Genomic DNA, 16,521 nt, shown 5'->3' on the forward strand with positions numbered 1-16,521 from the left:
ACCCGATCGGGCCGGGTGCGGGCCCGACCACGCCCGGCCCGGCGGATGCGCAGATGCCGCATCAGATGCGGGAACATCGGCGCGTCCCCGGCCTGGCCAGGACCGACCAAGGCCACCAGCGGCCGGCCGTTGCCGTCGACGAGGTGGTGCACCTTGGTGCTCCACCCGCCGCGGGAACGGCCGATCGCGTGATCAGGCGACTCGGTCAGCAGATCCGTGTAGTTCGACCCAGCCCCCTGTGGGACGAGTGATGTTGGTGGCGTGCTGATGCGCCCGAGCGATCGTGGAATCGACCGACACCGACCAGTCGACCAAACCGGCCGCATCAGCGGTGGCGAGCAGGCGTTGCAGCACGGTGTCCCAGGTGCCGTCACCGGCCATCCGGCGGTGCCAGTCCAGATCGTCTGCCACGGACCGAACACCGCCGGCACATCCCGCCACGCGATTCCGCACCGATACCGGTAAATGATCCCTTCGACCATCGCGCGTGCATCCGAGAAGGGTCTGCCTCGCTTACCGGTACGGACCGGCAGCAGATCCTCGATCAACGCCCACTGATCGTCTGAGAGCAACTGAAACCGCGACACGACCAGCAGCATCCCAGCAACCCACCGCAATGTTTGTCAGACGCGCCCTAGTCGTCGCGCACGGCGAATACGGAGTGGCCGTCGACAATGCCGAAAGTGTCGATCTTCCGCGGCTGCAGTCGTTCGCCGTCCGTCGACACCGATGCCACCACCGCCGCGAGTGCATTGGCCGGGAGGCTCACTTCGATGGCGGAATTGAGCGTGATCGGCTGCCAGCTTATCGCCGGTGGGTTGTCACCGTGCGCGTCGAGGATGATGCCGAGCACGCTCGTGTCGGCGTCGGTGTCACTTGCGAGGATGAATCGTCCCGGGATCGGTGCGATCAGCCAGTCGGCCGCGTCGATCGACGACCCGGACGCCGGCGGGTTGGGGAGCCGTTCGATGAAAACTGTCACGGGCTCCGCGGGGCTCTGCAGGGGGGTCGACGGCGGGCGTTTGCCAAAGCCGTCGACCACCCGTTTGGTGACGTGTTCCAGCACCTTGCTCTGCACGACGAATCCCCACACGATCGCCCACAAGAGATCCAGCATGCCGCTTCTTTCCGGTCAGGAGCGGTCGCGGGCGCGGCGCACAGCCGTTTCCAGGTCGCCCACCACCCGCAACAGCTCGGACGTCAATTTCCTCGCGCCCACGGTGTTGTGCACGCCGCTGGCGTCGTACTGCAGGGAAAGCTCCGGAGTCGACATGTTGACCGACAACGCGACATGCGGCTGCGCACCGGTGGTCATCGTCACGACGCCGAGGAATGGCGGACCCGATCTGCCCTCGACAACCCAGCTTGTCGATTCGCTGTCTTCCTGCCGCTCCCGGATGACGAAGGCGGTCGCCAGTGCGGATTCGAGCGGTGCCGGCCGTCTGCCGGACCGGAGTTCGTCCTCGGTCTGCTCGACGATCGCTTGCAGCGATGGAAAGCTGTCGTCGACGATGACCTGGTCGGTGGTCAGGCGCACCCGGCGGTGCGCTCCCTTGCGCGAGAACAGCTCGAAGAGCCCGAACGCCAGTCCGCGCTCGTCAACGCACAGTCCGGCGACGAAGTGATCGGGGCCGTGGTTCGGGTCGACGACGACGGACTCGTAGTGCCGAATGTCGCCACTGCTGAACTCGGACAGCCCGTTGGGGTGGTGGCTGTGCCAGGTCCCCAAGTGCTCGAGATCCGGTTCAAGACGTTCGATCGTCTGGAAGACCGCAGCCTGGAACTTGCCATCGGGTAGCAGGGATGTGTCTGTACAGCGAGCCAGGGGACCGGGCGAAATACTGCCGACCAGGAACAGACAACTGCGCCCCTTGGCGATCTCCTTGCTTATCCGGTGCCAGCGATCGGCCACCTGCTTGCCGTAGGTGGACCTGGGGGCCTTTGCCGGCGATGGTAGGACGTAGCCGATGAATTTCCCGCCCGTCTCCACGCGGCCGGCGTTCAGCACTTGACGTTGTGACACTTCGACGAGGTCACGGTGTACCACGACTAAGGGTGGTTCTCGGCCGACTCCGAAGGGACTCATGCGGAATTCCTGGTTGCGGCGGGGGCGACAGACTTTCCACACGAGACGCAACCGTCGATGGGGGGCAGCCGGATCTCGTCGACGTGCCAGTTCCACGTGTCCGGGAACCGGATGCGCACGGCCAGCCACGATGCTTCGAGCTGAGGAAGATTCGCGGTACCGCCGGTTTCCAGGGTGAGGAGTTCTGCGACGGTCAGCTGTGCGTGGAGTGCGGCCACCAAGCCGATGTCTGCGGACAGGCCGGCGGCGGCGTAGTCTTTGAGCCCGCGACCGTATACCATTTCCTGCTCGAGTCCGGTCACCGGCAGATCGGTGTCCGACGGCAATCCGTCCAGTCCTTCGGCGACGCTCTCCAGGCAGGCGTAGCATCCGGTGGACTCGGGCCGGTAGGTCAGCACTGTTCCGCCCGTGCCGCCTCGGTGCACGAGGCCGAGCGACATCGGCGAGGTAGTGGTGATGCACAGGTCGTTGACGAAGTGTCGCACGGCGTTTGAGTCGGTCGCCGAAACCACGTAGTCTGATTCTTCTGTGAGTCGGCGCAATTGGTGCCCGTCGATTTCCTCGATCGGTTGTCGGTAGGTTTCGACTTCGCAACCCGGTATCCGGTCGGCGAGCCAGTCGGCTGCGATGTCGACCTTGTGCCGGCCGATGTCCGAACGCAGGGCCGGATGCTTCACGAGGTTCTTCGCGTCGAGGGTGTCCGGGTCCACGAGTGCGAAGCGGCGCCAGCCTGACATCGCGATGTGCTGTAGGACAGGGAACCCGCCGGAGCCCAGCCCGACGATCAGTATCCGGCTCGTCCGTTCGCTGTCGCCGGTGAGGTGCCGTATCCGCTCGTCGTCGAAGGTCATGAGTGCCTCTGTTCGTTGCCTCGCCACGTCCCGGTGCTCAGATACTCCTCGTGTTTGTGGATCCACGTGAAGGTCTTCGCGACGGCGTAGGCCAAGGTGTGGTTCTTCTGCCACTGATTGCGTTGCCACAGACACATCTCGGAATCGCCCCAGCGGTGCGGACCGCTCAGCGTCCAGCCATGGGCGAACGCTTTCGGTGCTCCGTAGGGGTAGTTCGACGGAACGGTCAGGTAGAAGTCCCTGATACGCCCCGACGCCGTCCTGATCGACCCGGCGACGCTGACGATCAGGCCGCTGGACTCCCCGATCACGACCGTATTCCAGGCGGCGAGGAGTTTCGCCTTTTCGAGCTGATGGCGGTGGTGGGGGCTATGGACCGGTTCGTTGAGCCTGAACTCCGCCGAGTTCAGATCGGGGTCCCACGGCCACGTCACCGGGCGTACTCGCCCTTTGGATCGTGCAACACGGTGCGCTTGCCAGTGTGGCGCTGCGAGTCGGCCTTGCTCGCCAGGGAACCGTCGGCGTTGAGTTCGATCACCTGGCTGTTCTTCTGGCTTTCGAGGATCGCTCTAGCGCGCGCTCGCGCTTCCTCTGGTGTCACCCTCGTCCTCCTGCTCGCTTGCGGACAGCTCACGCCGGAGGGTCCGTCGCCGCAGTCCACGCCACTAGTCGTTGGGCAGCGAGGCGCTGTTACACCCAAAAGCGACGTTCAGTCGGAACGGGTGAGCGAACGGCGCAGGTTCGATGAGCGCTTCCTGAGAGCAATCGGATGAGCCGCAACCGCCGGCCGAGCCTGATCGATAAGCTCGTGAATCAGTACTATGGAGCGACCTCCAAGTCGGTTCGTGCTACTGACGCCACCGGTGCAGGACCGGTGATTCGGGTACTCGTCGGGACAGCCTTCTACGACGATGGGCAAGTCGCGCTCCATAGCGGTGACGCTGCGGGTGTCGTCGCGGAGTTGCCGGAGTCCTCTGTCGACTGCCTGGTGATGTCACCTCCGTGCTGGGGCCTGCGCGACTACCGGGTTACCGACCAGCGGGGTGCCGAACCCACTGTCGAGGCGTACGTCGATCGGCTCGCCCCGGTTTTCGACCTCGGAGACAGTTACGGCGGTTCGTGGGGTCACTACGTCGCAGCGGGATCGAGGACACGGACCGCGGCGAAGCGATCGCACACACGGTATGGAACGCATCGTCCGCCACAGGCTTCGCATCGGGCGAAGGATCTTGTCGGCGTGCCGTGGCGAGTCGCCTTGCTCTCCAGGATCGTGGTTGGGTGGTGGAACGCGAGATCATCTGGCACAAGCCGAACGCGCGGCCCGAGAGGCTCCGAGACCGGTTCGCGCGTCGACACGAGAACATCTTCGTCCTGCCCCGAGACCAGCGAGACCTACGCGAGACCAGCGAGACTGCCGTGTGGAGCATCTTGTCGGACCGTGGACAGCTCGGGCATCCGTCGAAGGGAACGCTCGAGGTGGCCCGCCGTTGTGTCCGGTTCGGGTGCCAACCTGGCGGGACGGTTTTCGATCCCTTCTGTGGTAGCGGCATCACCGGAATTGCCGCGCGAGAGCAACGTTGCCGATTCATCGGGATCGACCTCAATCCGGAGTGTCACGCGCTCGCGTTGCAGCGGCTGGGGTTGGACATATGACCGCTGAGCTGGGGCAAGAGATGACGCTGGCGGCGTTGCCGGCGGTCGTGGATCTGATGACGGTCGCGCGGGCGTTGGGTATCCGGCGCAAGGCAGCGTATGCGCTCGCCCGAGGTGGCTCTTTTCCTTGCCCAGTGTTCTGGGTCGGTGCAGGGAATCGGGTGCCGACGTCGGGCTTGTTGCGGTTGCTGGGTTTGGCTACCTGATCCGGTGATCTTTTCCCGGCCCGGGCTTCCCCGAGTGGTGGTCGCAGCGCGAGTATCGAGCCCGGAGAAGGCCCTGGTGGGTACTTGACGAACGAAGGCGCGACCGAGGCTGAGAAGGGCCTGCAGCGAGTGCGAGACCTGCTCGGGATCGTCGAGGAGGGCGACGACGAGACCGAAGCCGAAGTTGTGGACCCCGGGGCGTGTGGCGAAGTGGCGCCGGACCGGCGAGGTGCCCTACCTGGTGATGGTGTGGACGGCCGAGCAGACCGGGCAGTTCCTGGACTTCGTCGTCAACCACCGCTCTACGCGCTCTATCACCTCATCGCCTATACCGGTGTCCGGTGTGGCGAGGAATGTGGTCAGCGTCCGCTTCGATACCGATAGTCCCCGTCACCGGAAGGGATCGTCGCGCTCGACCTGGACACTGTTGGTCCTCGTCGCACACATCGCCCGTCAGGACCAGGCCAAGGCCCGCCTTGGTGCCGACTGGGTTGATCACGGCTTGCCCTTCACTGGGCCGGACGGCAGCCACTCCACCCGGCCGACGTGGCCGACGACTTCGCCCGGCCGATCAAGCTCGCCGGCCTGCCGCCGATCACCCTGCACGGCCTTCGCCACGGCGCCGCGACTCCGGCGTTGAGCGCCGTGGTGGACATAAAGGTGGTCCAGCACATGCTCCGACACTCGTCGATCAAGGTGACGATGGACCTCTACACAAACGTTGCCGAAGAAGTCGCCGCGGATGCGGCGCGGAGGGTAGCTGGGGCGATCCCGAGGAAGGCGTTGCACCCGGCTTGCACTCTCGGACTCAAAGGAGACCACAAAGGACAGTGTGGAAGTGGAGGCAATGATTCCAGATACCACAAATCCCCAGGCCGAAGAGATCTTCAACCTGGGGAGTGAGTGTGCGCCATCAGGGACTCGAACCCCGAACCCGCTGGTTAAGAGCCAGCTGCTCTGCCAATTGAGCTAATGGCGCCGGTGTCTGCCGGAGGCTTCCCTCGGCGACGTGGAAAAGATTAGCACCCCTCTCCGAGGCCGTTTCAGGGGGGTCCCCCAAGCCGGTTCCGGCATTGCTGCCCCGGCGTTGCGGCTGGTCGGGCACACTGTAGTCGGACATCGACGGCGAAACGGGCGGGTGGGCATGCGGGGTGTGACGGGGCGGCTGCTGGTGGTCGCCGGGGTGGTCGGGCTCTTCTTGGCCGGGTGCAGCAGTACCCCTTCGGGTGAACCTCCTCGGGAGACGGCGCCGCCGTCCAGTGAGAGCAAGCCTGCTCCGAAGCCCGCTGTGCTCGCGCTCACTCCAGCCAAGGATGCCAAGGACGTCGCGCCCGGGGAGCCCGTGAGCGTCACCGTCACGGACGGGAAGGTCGGGGACGTCAAGCTCGCCGGTGCCGATGGCAAGGTCGTCGGCGGGAAGGTGCGGGCCGATGGCTCCGGGTGGGATTCCGCCGAGCCGCTCGGCTACAACAAGACCTACCGGCTGACCGCGACCGCCACCGGGTCGGACGGCAAGCCGGTCACCGCGGAGTCGACGTTCAGCACCGTCAAGCCCGCGCGGCAGCTCGGCGTCTCGGTGAACCTCGTCGAAGGCGAGACCGTCGGGGTCGGGATGCCGCTGATCTTCACCTTCACCGGCAACGTCGCCGACAAGGCCGCCGCCGAGAAGGCGCTGAAGGTCACCGCGGAGCCGGCCACCGAGGGCGCCTTCCGCTGGTCCGGTGACAAGCAGGTCACCTGGCGGCCGAAGGACTACTGGAAGAGCGGCACGAAGATCAAGGTCGACGCCGCCGTCTACGGGAAGCCGCTCGGCAACGGCAGCTACGGCCGGGAAGACAAGGGGGCCAGTGTCACCGTCGGTGACAAGCTCGTCGCCGTCGCCGACGGGCAGACCCACCAGATGACCGTCACGATCAACGACAAGGAGGTCAAGACCATGCCGACCTCCATGGGCAAGCCCGGCCACAACACGCCGCAGGGCACCTACACCGTGATGAGCGAGCACACCGGCTACACGATGAACTCCGCCACCTACGGCGTGCCCGAGGACGCCCCGGGCGGCTACAGCACCTTCGTCCAGTACGCGGTCCGCCTGTCCTGGAGCGGCATCTTCTTCCACTCCGCGCCGTGGTCGGTGCGGCAGCAGGGGCACAGCAACGTCAGTCACGGCTGCCTGAACCTGTCCACCGAGAACACGAAGTGGCTGATGGACACGGCCAAGAAGGGCGACCTCGTCACGGTGCAGAACAGCGGCGGCCCGAAGCTCGAGCCGACCGACGGCTGGAGCGTCTGGCAGCTGTCCTGGGACGAGTGGCGGACGGCGGCGAACTAGCCCGAGTCGCGCACCAGCTCCCGGGCTTCGGCCTCGGTCGACACCGCGGGCCCCGAGCCCCAGAGCGGCTTGTTCGCCGTCTCGCGGCTGAAGTACACCGCGACGGCGCCGATCGCGCCCGCCGCCATCATGTACCAGGCCGGCCAGAAGTCGTGGCCGGTGGCGGAGATCAGCGACTGCATCACCAGCGGAGTGGTGCCGCCGAAGAGCGACACCGAGATGTTGAACGCGATGGACAGCGCGCCGTACCGGATCGCCGTCGGGAACAGCGCGGGCAGCGCCGCGGGCATCGACACCTCGAAGCAGAGCAGAAGCAAGCCGAGCCCCATCAGCCCGAGGAAGGTCAGGACGAGCCCGCCGTCGTGCACCAGCAGCATCAGCGGCCACGACAGCACGAGGAACCCGAGGCAGCCGGCCATCATCACGGGCTTGCGGCCGACGTGGTCGGTGATCCGCCCGCCGACCAGGATGATCAGCATCATCACGACCATGACGACGATGATCAGCAGCAGGCCGTGCGTGGCGTCGAGGTGCAGCTGCTCGGACAGGTACGTCGGCATGTACGACAGCAGCATGTAGTCGGTGACGTTGAACACCAGCACCAGGCCGACGCAGATGAGCAGCGCGGGCCAGTACTCGGTGAACATCTTCCAGAACGGCTCCCCGGAGCGCCCCCGCTTCTCGGCTTCCTCCGCGTGCTTCTGGAAGGCGGGCGTCTCCTCCAGCTTGAGCCGCATGTAGAGCCCGATGATGCCGAGCGGCCCCGCGACCAGGAACGGGACCCGCCACCCCCAGTCGAGCAACGTCTCGTGCGGCACCCAGGCCTTCATCCCGGTGACGACGGACGCGCCCAGCACGTACCCGGACAGCGTCCCGAACTCCAGCCAGGAGCCCATGAAGCCGCGCCGCTTGTCGGGCGAGTACTCGGCGATGAAGGTGGTGGCGCCCCCGTACTCGCCGCCGGTGGAGAAGCCCTGCACCATGCGGGCGAGCACGAGGAGGATGGGCGACCAGACGCCGATCGAGCTGTACGACGGGATCAGCCCGATGCACAGCGTGCCGATGGCCATCATGATCATGGTGACGGCGAGCACCTTCTGCCGCCCGATCCGGTCCCCGAGCGGCCCGAAGACGAGGCCGCCCAGCGGCCGCATCAGAAAGGCGGCCGTGAAGGCCCCGAACGTCCCGATCAGCCGAACCCCGGGAGACACGCTGGCCGGGAAGAACACCTCGGCAATGGTGTCGGCGATGTAGGCGTACACGCCGAAGTCGAACCACTCCATGGCATTGCCGAGCGCGGCGGCCCCCACCGCCCGCTTGAGCAACGACTGGTCGACGACGGTGATGTCCTCGTACCGCAGCTTCTTCTTACGACCCCGGACCTTCGGTGCTGAACGTGCCACCAGAACACCGTGCACCGGCATTCGGCGGCTCGCACGCTGAGCCATCCGGTCGTGAGGGTTGCCACCTACGGCCGAGGTGACCACGCGTGATGGGGGTCCGGGGGCTCGCCCCCCGGCGGGGGTGTGGGGGTTCGACCCCCACAAAAAGGCGAAACCCCAGCCTGCGGGAAGGGGCGCAAGCCCCGACCAGACTGGGGTGATGGGGTGAGCGACGGGTTTCGAACCCGCGACCTCCTGGACCACAACCAGGTGCTCTACCAGCTGAGCTACGCCCACCATCGCCGAGGGGATCCGCTTTCGATCACCTCGCTTGCAGTAATCGTAGCGGGTGCCCTCGACCGCTTTTCAGGGGGTCACCTCTGGTGGTGTTCCTGCACTTCAGCGGCAGCGGCCTTGGCTTCGTCGCTGGTCGGGCCGGGCTGGGGGACGAAGGCGACGCGCCGGTAGTAGTCGAGTTCGCCGATGGATTCGCGGATGTCGGCGAGCGCGCGGTGGGCGAGCCCCTTCTCGGGCTTGGCGTAGTAGATGCGCGGGTACCAGCGGCGGACGAGTTCCTTGACGGAGGAGACGTCGACCATGCGGTAGTGCAGGTGGGCGTCGAGGGCGGGCATGTCACGGGCGATGAAGCCGCGGTCGGTGGCGATGGAGTTGCCGGCGAGGGGCGCGGTGCCCGGTTCGGGGACGTGCTCGCGGATGTAGTCGAGGACGCGGCGTTCGGCTTCTTCGAGCGTCACCGTGGAGCGGCGGACTTCTTCGGTGAGGCCCGAGTGGGCGTGCATCTCGCGGACGACGTCCGGCATCCCGGCGAGTTTTTCCTCGTCGGCGTGGATGACGATGTCGACTCCTTCGCCGAGCACGTTCAGCTCCGCGTCGGTGACGAGGGCGGCGATTTCGATCAACGCTTCCTTGCCGAGGTCGAGCCCCGTCATCTCGCAGTCGATCCAGACTAGGCGGTCGGTCACCTGGTGACCCTAACCCGACACGGGGATGCGAAGGGCGTTACCTGCGCGTACGGCGCGTTACGCTCCCGGTGTGGTCCAGGACACACGATCGGGGAGCTGAGAGTGACCGAGCAGGGGTCGCCGGCGAGTGAGATCGCCGCTGGTTATGCGAGTGAAGGTGCCGCGCTGGAGCTGGGTGCGGTGGTGATCGACGGGCAGGCGGACGCGGCGGCGGCCGTGCGCCTGCCGTTGGCGACGCTGAACCGGCACGGCCTGGTCGCCGGCGCGACCGGGACAGGCAAGACGAAGACGTTGCAGCTGATCTCCGAGCAGCTGTCGGCGGCCGGGGTGCCGGTGGTGCTCGCCGACGTCAAGGGCGACCTGTCCGGGCTGGCCGCGGCCGGCGAGGCGAACGACAAGGTCACCAAGCGTGCGCAGGAGCTCGGCGACGACTGGGCGGGCACGGCGTTCCCGGTGCAGTTCCTCTCGCTGGGCACCGGCGGGAAGGGGTCGCCGATCCGGGCGACGATCACCAGCTTCGGGCCGGTGCTGCTCTCGAAGGTGCTGGGGCTGAACGAGACGCAGGAGTCGACGCTCGGGCTGATCTTCCACTGGGCCGACCAGCGCGGCCTGGCTCTGCTGGACACGAAGGACCTCCGGTCGGTGATCACGCACCTGACCAGCGACGAGGGCAAGGAGGACCTCAAGGGCATCGGCGGCGTCTCGGCGGCGACGGCCGGGGTGATCCTGCGCGCGCTGTCCAATCTGGAGGCCCAGGGCGGCGGGGACTTCTTCGGCGAGCCCGAGCTGGACGTGCACGACCTCATGCGGCAGGCCGGCGAGCTGGGCGTCGTCACGCTCCTGGAGCTGGACAACCTGCAGGCCAAGCCGGCGTTGTTCTCGACGTTCCTGATGTGGCTGCTGGCCGAGCTGTTCGAGGAGCTGCCCGAAGAGGGCGACCTCGACAAGCCGAAGCTCGTCTTCTTCTTCGACGAGGCCCACCTGCTCTTCTCGGACGCGTCGAAGGCGTTCCTCGAGCGCATCGAGCAGACCGTGAAGCTGATCCGGTCGAAGGGTGTCGGCGTGTTCTTCTGCACGCAGCTGCCCACGGACATCCCGAACGCCGTGCTTTCGCAGCTCGGCGCGCGGATCCAGCACGCGCTGCGGGCGTTCACCCCGGACGACCAGGCGGCGCTGGCCAAGACGGTGAAGACCTACCCGAAGACGAAGTTCTACGAGCTCGACACGGCGTTGACGTCGCTGGGCATCGGCGAGGCCGTGGTCACGGTGCTGTCGGAGCGGGGTGCGCCGACGCCGGTGGCGTGGACGCGGCTGCGGGCGCCGCGGTCGAAGATGGGCTCGATCGGGGACGAGGCCGTCGCCGCCGCGGTGTCCTCGTCGGACCTGCACGCGAAGTACGCCGAGACGATCGACCGGGAGTCGGCCTACGAGAAGCTGGCCGCGAAAGTCGCCGCTGCACCTGCTCCCTCGCCGTCGCCGTCGCCGGAGGCCGCTCCCGAGCCGCCGCCCGCGAAGGAGGAGCCGGGGTTCATCGAGTCCGCCATGAAGAACCCGGCCGTGAAGTCGTTCATGCGGTCGGCGGCGAGCGCGCTGGGCCGGGAGATCACGCGCGGGCTGTTCGGCAACCGGCGGCGGTGACAAAACCTGACGCAAGCTGTCAGGTATGGCTGGCAGGCTGGCGCCACCTTCGAAAGGAAACCAGTCATGACCAGCACTGCCACCGCGTCGTTCGTCGTCGACACCTGGGAACCGCAGGCGACCGACGAGGCCGCGGGCACCGAATTCGCCCGGGTGGCGATCGCCAAGACGTTCACCGGCGCGGTCGAGGGGACCAGCACCGTCGAGCTGCTCTCGGCGTCCAATGCGGCTTCGCGTGCGTACGTCGCCTTCGAGCGCCTCGCGGTCTCGGTCGACGGCCGCAAGGGCGGCTTCGTCCTGCACCACACGGCCGACGACTCCGGCCTGACGTTGAAGATCCTCGCCGGCTCGGGCTTCGGCGAACTCGCCGGGATCACCGGGACGGCGAACATCGGGATCGATGAGGCGAAGAACCACCACTTCACCCTCAGCTACACGCTCTGAGCAGCGCGAAGGCCGTTTCGAGAGCCCCCGATTGACTCTCGAAACGGCCTTCGCGTGTTCTCCCGCTCCCCGAAGCGGGGGGACGGGCCGCCCCGACCACGGCCCGTCCGCGTCCTAGTTGTTCACGATCTGGTCGACGATCTTCTTGGCGTCGTTGATCGGGATGGCGAACCCGATCCCGACGCTGCCCGCTGCGCCGTTGGCCGAGGCCGAGGGGCTGTACAGCGCCGAGTTGATGCCGATCACGTTGCCCTGGGAGTCGACCAGCGCGCCGCCGGAGTTGCCCTGGTTGATCGCCGCGTCGGTCTGGATCGCGGTGTAGCTGGGCGAGTCCTCGCTCTGGTTCGACGTGCGGCTGAACGGCGAACGCTGCTGCTCGCCCTGCCCGATGTCGGACAGGTTCCGGTTCAGCGCGCTGACGATGCCGGTGGTGACGGTGTTCTGCAGGCCCCCCGGCGAGCCGATGGCGACCACCGACTGGCCGACGACGAGCTTGCTGGAGTCGCCGAGGCTCGCCGCGGTCAGGCCGCTGGCGTTCTTCGCCTGGACCACCGCGATGTCGGCCTTGGTGTCCGCGCCGACCACGCCGGCCTGGTACTTCTTGCCGTCGGAGGTCGTGATGACGACGTTCTGGGCGCCGTTGACGACGTGGGCGTTGGTCAGGATCCGGCCGTCCGAGGTGAGGATGACGCCGGAGCCGATGGCCTCGCCCTGGTCGGTCGTGACGTTGATCTGGACGACGCTCGGCGTCACCTTCGCCGCGACGGCGCTGACGTCGCCGGAGGTCGGGTTCGCGACCGTCTGCCCGTTGGCCGCCGGCGTGCTGACCGAGGTCGTCGCGCCGTCCGCCGAGGTCGTCGTGAGCCCGACGATCGCCGCGCCGCCGACGCCGCCGACCAGCGCGGCACCGAGCGCGGTCGCGCTGACGAGCATCGCGACGCGGCCGCCCTTGCGCGGCTTGGCCTTCAGCGCCTGACCACCCGGAGGCTGCGGGGTGAAGAGCGGGTTCGGCGCCGCCTGCTGCTGGTAGGCGTACTGCGCGTACGGCCCGTACTGCTGGGTGCTCTGGTGCGGCTGGTGCCCACCGGGTGAGGCGGGGCCGGGCCGACTCTCGTTCTCGGTCATGTAGCAAGGTTCGCGCGCGCGCTTGTGAACAACCTGTGGAAACACCTCAGGCTTTGCTGAGAAGAATCAGCTGAGAAAACTCAGGAAATCCTCAGCTGTCAAACGAAGAACGACGGGACGTCGAGGGCACCTCCCGCCGCTTCGAACTCGTCGTGGACCGCCTGCCGCAGCTCGGCGTCGCCGAGGTAGTCGGCGGCGGTGAGGGCCAGGCCGAGTGCGCCGTCGCGGACTCCCGCGTCACCCGTCTCCGAGCCGGCCGCAGCCGCGAATTCCTTGGTGTGCAACGCCACCGTGGGACCGGAGATGGCCAGCATGGGGTGCAGCGACGGGACGCGGTAGGAGATGTTGCCGAGGTCGGTCGAGCCGGTGAGCGACTCCGGCACGATCCCCGGCGGGAGCGGCTTGCGGCCGGTGATCACCTGGTTGGCCGACCAGCGCCCGGCGAGCGCGGTGTTGAACCGGATCGGCAGGTAGGCCGGCTGTGCGTCCCAGATCAGTTCGACGCCGCAGCCGGTCATCGCCGCGGCGCCTTCGGCGATCGACGTCATGCGGGCGGCGAGGTCGCGCAGCGTTTCCGGGGACTGCGACCGGAGGTAGAACAGCAGCGCGGCGCGGGCCGGGATCACGTTTGGCCGGGCGCCGCCGTCGGTGAACACGCCGTGGACGCGGTCGCTCTGCGGGAGCTGCTGGCGGAGCGCCGAGACGCCTTGGTACGCAGCCACGGCGGCGTCGAGCGCGTTGCGGCCCATGAACGGCTGGGCGCTCGCATGCGCGCCGACGCCGTGGAAGACCATCTCCAGCTGGCGCCGCCCGAGGAACGGGTGCAGCGCGATGTCGTGGCTGAACGGGTGCAGCATGATCACCGCGTCGACGTCGTCGAACACCCCGGCGCGCGCGAGGATTTCCTTGCCGCCGCCGCCTTCCTCGGCCGGGGTGCCGATCAGGCTGACCCGGCCGCCGAGCCGCTCGGCGACGGTGGCGGCGCCGAGGAAACCGCCCGCGGCGGTGGTGCAGATGACGTTGTGGCCGCAGGCGTGGCCGAGCCCGGGCAGTGCGTCGTACTCGGCGAGGACGGCGATGTGCGGGCCCTCCTGCGGTGGCGTGCTGACGCGCAGTGCGGTGTCGAGCCCGCCGAGGCCGATCGTGGCTTCGTGGCCGTGGCGCTGCAGGAGGTCGGCCAGTGCGCGGACCGAGCGGTGCTCGGCGAACCCTTCCTCGGGGTGGGCGTGCAGATCTTGGCTCAACGCGACCAGGTCGGGCGAGCTGCGCTCGACCGCGGCGGTCACTTCGGCGCGCGTCGCCTCGTCCGCGCCGGTGTGCGGCGAGGACGGCGGTTCGGCGGCCGCGACGGCGTCGGCGGTGGCCTCGACCAGGGAGCGAAGGTAGCTGTCGTCGGGCGGGACGGGTTGCGCGTTGGTCATGGGGCGATGCTAACCGGGACCTCCGACAATTTGCGGTGCTCGGCGGCTCCTGTTCGGCTTTTGTCTACTGTGGACTGTTGCGGTGATGCTCCGCCTCGGCCACTCGATCGAGTGAACAAATCCGTGCTCAGGCGTTCGACGCCCGGAATTGTCGGTGCCCCTCCCTAACGTCGCAGCCAAGGTTCCGATCCGAGGAGGACAGATGACGACGATGGCCCGCCCGAGCGGCGAGATCACGGTGCCCGGCGAGTTCGACCTGGCCGCGGCGGCCCGCTTCCTGACCGGCTTCGCCCCCGCGGGGCAGCCGGACTCCGAGCCGGGAGCGCTGCGGGTGGCGTTCGCGCTCGACGGCGAATGGACGCCGGTGGGAGCGGTGCTGCGGCAGAGATCGCCGGGCGAGATCACGATCGAGGTCCACGGCCCGCCGGAGCACACCGAAGCCGTGGTGGCGCAGGTGCGGCGGATGTGCTCGCTGGACGTGGACGGCACGGCGTTCCCGGAAGCGGGCGAGCGTGATCCGGTGGTCTCACTGCTGCAGGGGATGCACGCCGGCCTGCGCCCGGTCCTGTTCGCCTCCCCGTACGAGGCGGCGTGCTGGGCGGTGCTGAGCCACCGGATCTGGATGACGCAGGCGGTCCGGCTGCGCCGTCGCTTGACCGAGCGCTACGGCACCGAGGTGCAGGTGGGCGGCAGCAGGCTGTGGACGTTCCCGGCGCCGGCCGTGCTGGCGAAGGCGGAGTACCAACCGGGGCTGCCGGGCCCGAAGCTGCCCCGCTTGCGCGCGATCGCCGAGGCGGCGGCCGAGGGGGCGCTGGACGCGGCGGCGTTGCGCGCGATGCCGGCCGAGGAGGCGCTGGCGCAGCTGCAGTTGCTGCCGGGAGTCGGCCGGTTCAGTGCGGAGCTGATCCTGATCCGCGGAGCCGGCCACCCGGACGTCTTCCCCCGAGCGGAGACGCGTCTCCACGAGATCATGCGGGAGGCGTACCACCTCCCGGACGCGGGAGTCGCGGAGCTGGCGGAGATCGCGGAGGCGTGGAAGCCGTTCCGGAGCTGGGTGGCGTTCTTGTTCCGGGTCGAGGGCGAGGCGCGGATGCGGGAGTCGCGATGACCTGATCCCACGAGCGCCGGCGGCACTCGGCGCTGGTTCGCGGCGGTGGAAGTCCCGAGGCCGGTTGGTCTTCGCCGGAAAGGAGGGCGGCCGCTCTGGAGCTAGTGACGCTCCTGTTCCCGGGCGAGGGCGAGTCGCCACGACTTGCTTTCGCGAGCACCGGTGGCGGTGCCTCCTCGCGGCCACAAGCCGTGGGCGGCACCCGGCGCCGGAAGGGGGTCCCCGTCGGTCGAAGTCCCGAGGTCGGCCGGCTCGCGCCGGTCGTCCAGACGAAAGGAGAACAGTCACGACCCAATACCGGAAGCCGTCAAGCGGCGAGCGTTGGGGACTCACAGTAGCCAGATGTCGCCTGTGGTGAGGTGTCCGGGTGAGCTCGCCCGTTCATCCCGCGCTCGGCGGCCCGGCCGGTGACGCGCTGTCAGCGTTCCGTGCGGCCGCCGCCACCGACAGTTCGACGGCCGGTTCGCTGCTCGAGCAGGCCCAGACACCCGCGGTGATCACCCTGGTCGCCGGCGGCGTGGCGCTGCTGGTGGTCCTGGTCGGCGGCACGCCGTGGCGGCGGGCGCGCAACGTCGTGACGATGGTGCACGAGGCCGGTCACGCGCTGGCGGCGGTGCTGGTCGGGCGGCGTCTGCAGGGCATCAAGCTGCACTCGGACACCTCGGGCGTCACCGTCTCGCGTGGCAAACCCGAGGGCCCGGGCATGGCGTTCGCCGCGATGGCCGGGTACCTGGCGCCGTCGGTGCTCGGGCTGCTGTTCGCGAGCCTGCTGGGCGCGGACCTGGTGGGGACGGTGCTGGTCCTGATCGCGCTGCTGCTGCTCGGCGTGCTGGTGATGGTGCGCAACGCGTACGGCGTGTTCACGGTGGTCGCCAGCGCGGCGGTGCTCGCACTGATCGCGTTCGTCGCGCCGGTCGAGCTGCAGGCGCCGTTCAGCTACCTGGTGACGTGGTTCCTCCTGTTCGGAGGGGTCCGCCCGGTGGCGGAGCTCCAGACCAAGCGCCGCCGAGGCCAGGCCCGCGACTCCGACGCGGACCAGCTCGGCCGCTTGACGGCGGTCCCGCCGGTGCTGTGGGTCCTGGTCTTCGCGGTGGCCACGATCAGCTGCCTGATCGCCGGCGCGCTCTGGCTCCTGGAGCCGGTGGCCAAGTAGGCCGTCGGCCCCGCGCGCGGACGAACGCCCGGACTTCGTCGATCGGCCACGGTCGAGCCATCCCGAGCTCGCCACGTGCGGCGATCGCGTTCGCCCTCGGCGACGGCTTCCACCCGGCCCTGGCCTGGCTCCGGCCGAC

At 68.3% G+C, this 16,521-nt stretch carries 18 protein-coding genes and 2 tRNA genes; 8 read left to right on the forward strand and 12 right to left on the reverse strand.

The genetic code is table 11. From position 1 onward, the window contains the following. From ABZX11_RS42550 to ABZX11_RS42575, 6 genes are all read right to left on the reverse strand, one after another. Positions 1 to 599, reverse strand: a 599-nt coding sequence (locus ABZX11_RS42550; protein WP_354924204.1) for an IS5 family transposase, incomplete at its 3' end; no start/stop codon positions are given. 35 nt (positions 600 to 634) lie between these two features. Continuing rightward, entirely contained in the window at positions 635 to 1,117 is a 483-nt protein-coding gene (locus ABZX11_RS42555; protein ID WP_354924206.1) for a hypothetical protein, read from the reverse strand. A gap of 15 nt (positions 1,118 to 1,132) precedes the next feature. Continuing rightward, positions 1,133 to 2,008 (reverse strand): hypothetical protein, encoded by an 876-nt coding sequence (locus ABZX11_RS42560; RefSeq protein ID WP_354924208.1) that lies wholly within the window; start codon positions 2,006 to 2,008, stop codon positions 1,133 to 1,135. A 74-nt stretch (positions 2,009 to 2,082) separates the two neighbouring features. Next, positions 2,083 to 2,937 (reverse strand): ThiF family adenylyltransferase, encoded by an 855-nt coding sequence (locus ABZX11_RS42565; RefSeq protein ID WP_354924210.1) that lies wholly within the window; start codon positions 2,935 to 2,937, stop codon positions 2,083 to 2,085. Next, complete coding sequence (locus ABZX11_RS42570) at positions 2,934 to 3,371, reverse strand: hypothetical protein (RefSeq protein ID WP_354924212.1); 438 nt, start codon at positions 3,369 to 3,371, stop codon at positions 2,934 to 2,936. The genes ABZX11_RS42565 and ABZX11_RS42570 overlap by 4 nt, the downstream gene beginning before the upstream one ends. Then, positions 3,368 to 3,538: a hypothetical protein gene (locus ABZX11_RS42575; protein WP_354924214.1), complete on the reverse strand. Its 171-nt coding sequence runs from the start codon at positions 3,536 to 3,538 to the stop codon at positions 3,368 to 3,370. Before ABZX11_RS42575 ends, ABZX11_RS42570 begins: the two co-directional genes overlap by 4 nt. Positions 3,539 to 4,218: 680 nt before the next feature. Here ABZX11_RS42575 and ABZX11_RS42580 point away from each other — a divergent pair. The 3 genes from ABZX11_RS42580 (at position 4,219) to ABZX11_RS42590 (ending at position 5,699) form a co-directional block, all read left to right on the forward strand. Next, complete coding sequence (locus tag ABZX11_RS42580) at positions 4,219 to 4,590, forward strand: site-specific DNA-methyltransferase (protein WP_354924216.1); 372 nt, start codon at positions 4,219 to 4,221, stop codon at positions 4,588 to 4,590. Beyond that, a complete protein-coding gene (locus ABZX11_RS42585) occupies positions 4,587 to 4,796 on the forward strand; it encodes a DNA-binding protein (protein ID WP_354924218.1) in 210 nt (69 codons plus the stop codon). Before ABZX11_RS42580 ends, ABZX11_RS42585 begins: the two co-directional genes overlap by 4 nt. Positions 4,797 to 5,342: 546 nt before the next feature. Then, entirely contained in the window at positions 5,343 to 5,699 is a 357-nt protein-coding gene (locus ABZX11_RS42590) for a tyrosine-type recombinase/integrase (RefSeq protein WP_354924220.1), read from the forward strand. 3 nt (positions 5,700 to 5,702) lie between these two features. On the opposite strand, the gene ABZX11_RS42595 is transcribed toward ABZX11_RS42590, so the two are convergent. After that, a tRNA-Lys gene (locus tag ABZX11_RS42595) sits at positions 5,703 to 5,775 on the reverse strand. Positions 5,776 to 5,940: 165 nt separating this feature from the next. Here ABZX11_RS42595 and ABZX11_RS42600 point away from each other — a divergent pair. Continuing rightward, positions 5,941 to 7,128, forward strand: coding sequence for an Ig-like domain-containing protein (locus ABZX11_RS42600; RefSeq protein WP_354924222.1), 1,188 nt, complete (start codon positions 5,941 to 5,943; stop codon positions 7,126 to 7,128). Here the strand turns inward: ABZX11_RS42600 and proP are convergent. The 3 genes from proP to orn all read right to left on the reverse strand — a co-directional run bounded on the left by proP (position 7,125) and on the right by orn (position 9,493). Next, on the reverse strand, positions 7,125 to 8,552 hold the full coding sequence (gene proP / locus ABZX11_RS42605) for a glycine betaine/L-proline transporter ProP (RefSeq protein WP_354924290.1): 1,428 nt from the start codon (positions 8,550 to 8,552) through the stop codon (positions 7,125 to 7,127). The genes ABZX11_RS42600 and proP overlap by 4 nt on opposite strands. Positions 8,553 to 8,731: 179 nt before the next feature. Beyond that, a tRNA-His gene (locus tag ABZX11_RS42610) sits at positions 8,732 to 8,807 on the reverse strand. A 77-nt stretch (positions 8,808 to 8,884) separates the two neighbouring features. After that, positions 8,885 to 9,493, reverse strand: coding sequence for an oligoribonuclease (gene orn / locus ABZX11_RS42615; protein WP_176175534.1), 609 nt, complete (start codon positions 9,491 to 9,493; stop codon positions 8,885 to 8,887). Positions 9,494 to 9,595: 102 nt separating this feature from the next. On the opposite strand from orn, the gene ABZX11_RS42620 reads away from it, so the two are divergent. Both ABZX11_RS42620 and ABZX11_RS42625 read left to right on the forward strand, forming a co-directional pair. Next, on the forward strand, positions 9,596 to 11,131 hold the full coding sequence (locus ABZX11_RS42620; RefSeq protein WP_354924224.1) for a helicase HerA-like domain-containing protein: 1,536 nt from the start codon (positions 9,596 to 9,598) through the stop codon (positions 11,129 to 11,131). A gap of 66 nt (positions 11,132 to 11,197) precedes the next feature. Then, positions 11,198 to 11,575, forward strand: coding sequence for a DUF3224 domain-containing protein (locus tag ABZX11_RS42625; RefSeq protein ID WP_354924226.1), 378 nt, complete (start codon positions 11,198 to 11,200; stop codon positions 11,573 to 11,575). 114 nt (positions 11,576 to 11,689) lie between these two features. Here ABZX11_RS42625 and ABZX11_RS42630 read toward each other — a convergent pair whose 3' ends face one another. Together ABZX11_RS42630 and ABZX11_RS42635 are read right to left on the reverse strand one after the other, a co-directional pair. Further along, positions 11,690 to 12,700 carry a trypsin-like peptidase domain-containing protein gene (locus tag ABZX11_RS42630; RefSeq protein WP_354924228.1) on the reverse strand — a complete coding sequence of 337 codons (1,011 nt, stop codon included), beginning with the start codon at positions 12,698 to 12,700 and terminating at the stop codon, positions 11,690 to 11,692. Between the two features lie 98 nt (positions 12,701 to 12,798). After that, entirely contained in the window at positions 12,799 to 14,121 is a 1,323-nt protein-coding gene (locus tag ABZX11_RS42635; protein WP_354924230.1) for a M20 family metallopeptidase, read from the reverse strand. A gap of 202 nt (positions 14,122 to 14,323) precedes the next feature. On the opposite strand from ABZX11_RS42635, the gene ABZX11_RS42640 reads away from it, so the two are divergent. Both ABZX11_RS42640 and ABZX11_RS42645 read left to right on the forward strand, forming a co-directional pair. Continuing rightward, entirely contained in the window at positions 14,324 to 15,229 is a 906-nt protein-coding gene (locus ABZX11_RS42640; RefSeq protein ID WP_354924232.1) for a DNA-3-methyladenine glycosylase 2 family protein, read from the forward strand. Positions 15,230 to 15,596: 367 nt separating this feature from the next. Beyond that, positions 15,597 to 16,382, forward strand: a complete 786-nt coding sequence (locus ABZX11_RS42645) for a M50 family metallopeptidase (protein WP_354924234.1) — start codon at positions 15,597 to 15,599, stop codon at positions 16,380 to 16,382. The last annotated feature ends 139 nt before the right edge of the window (positions 16,383 to 16,521 follow it).

The organism is Amycolatopsis sp. NPDC004169, assembly GCF_040610315.1.
GTDB lineage: Bacteria > Actinomycetota > Actinomycetes > Mycobacteriales > Pseudonocardiaceae > Amycolatopsis.

What these genes read in the sequence shown, in the direction of transcription:
- ABZX11_RS42555 (WP_354924206.1), bottom strand. Translation starts at nt 1,117, where the DNA reads ATGCTGGATCTCTTGTGGGCGATCGTGTGGGGATTCGTCGTGCAGAGC.
- ABZX11_RS42565 (WP_354924210.1), bottom strand. Translation starts at nt 2,937, where the DNA reads ATGACCTTCGACGACGAGCGGATACGGCACCTCACCGGCGACAGCGAA.
- ABZX11_RS42585 (WP_354924218.1), top strand. Translation starts at nt 4,587, where the DNA reads ATGACCGCTGAGCTGGGGCAAGAGATGACGCTGGCGGCGTTGCCGGCG.
- ABZX11_RS42600 (WP_354924222.1), top strand. Translation starts at nt 5,941, where the DNA reads ATGCGGGGTGTGACGGGGCGGCTGCTGGTGGTCGCCGGGGTGGTCGGG.
- proP (WP_354924290.1), bottom strand. Translation starts at nt 8,552, where the DNA reads ATGCCGGTGCACGGTGTTCTGGTGGCACGTTCAGCACCGAAGGTCCGG.
- ABZX11_RS42625 (WP_354924226.1), top strand. Translation starts at nt 11,198, where the DNA reads ATGACCAGCACTGCCACCGCGTCGTTCGTCGTCGACACCTGGGAACCG.
- ABZX11_RS42630 (WP_354924228.1), bottom strand. Translation starts at nt 12,700, where the DNA reads ATGACCGAGAACGAGAGTCGGCCCGGCCCCGCCTCACCCGGTGGGCAC.
- ABZX11_RS42635 (WP_354924230.1), bottom strand. Translation starts at nt 14,121, where the DNA reads ATGACCAACGCGCAACCCGTCCCGCCCGACGACAGCTACCTTCGCTCC.
- ABZX11_RS42640 (WP_354924232.1), top strand. Translation starts at nt 14,324, where the DNA reads ATGACGACGATGGCCCGCCCGAGCGGCGAGATCACGGTGCCCGGCGAG.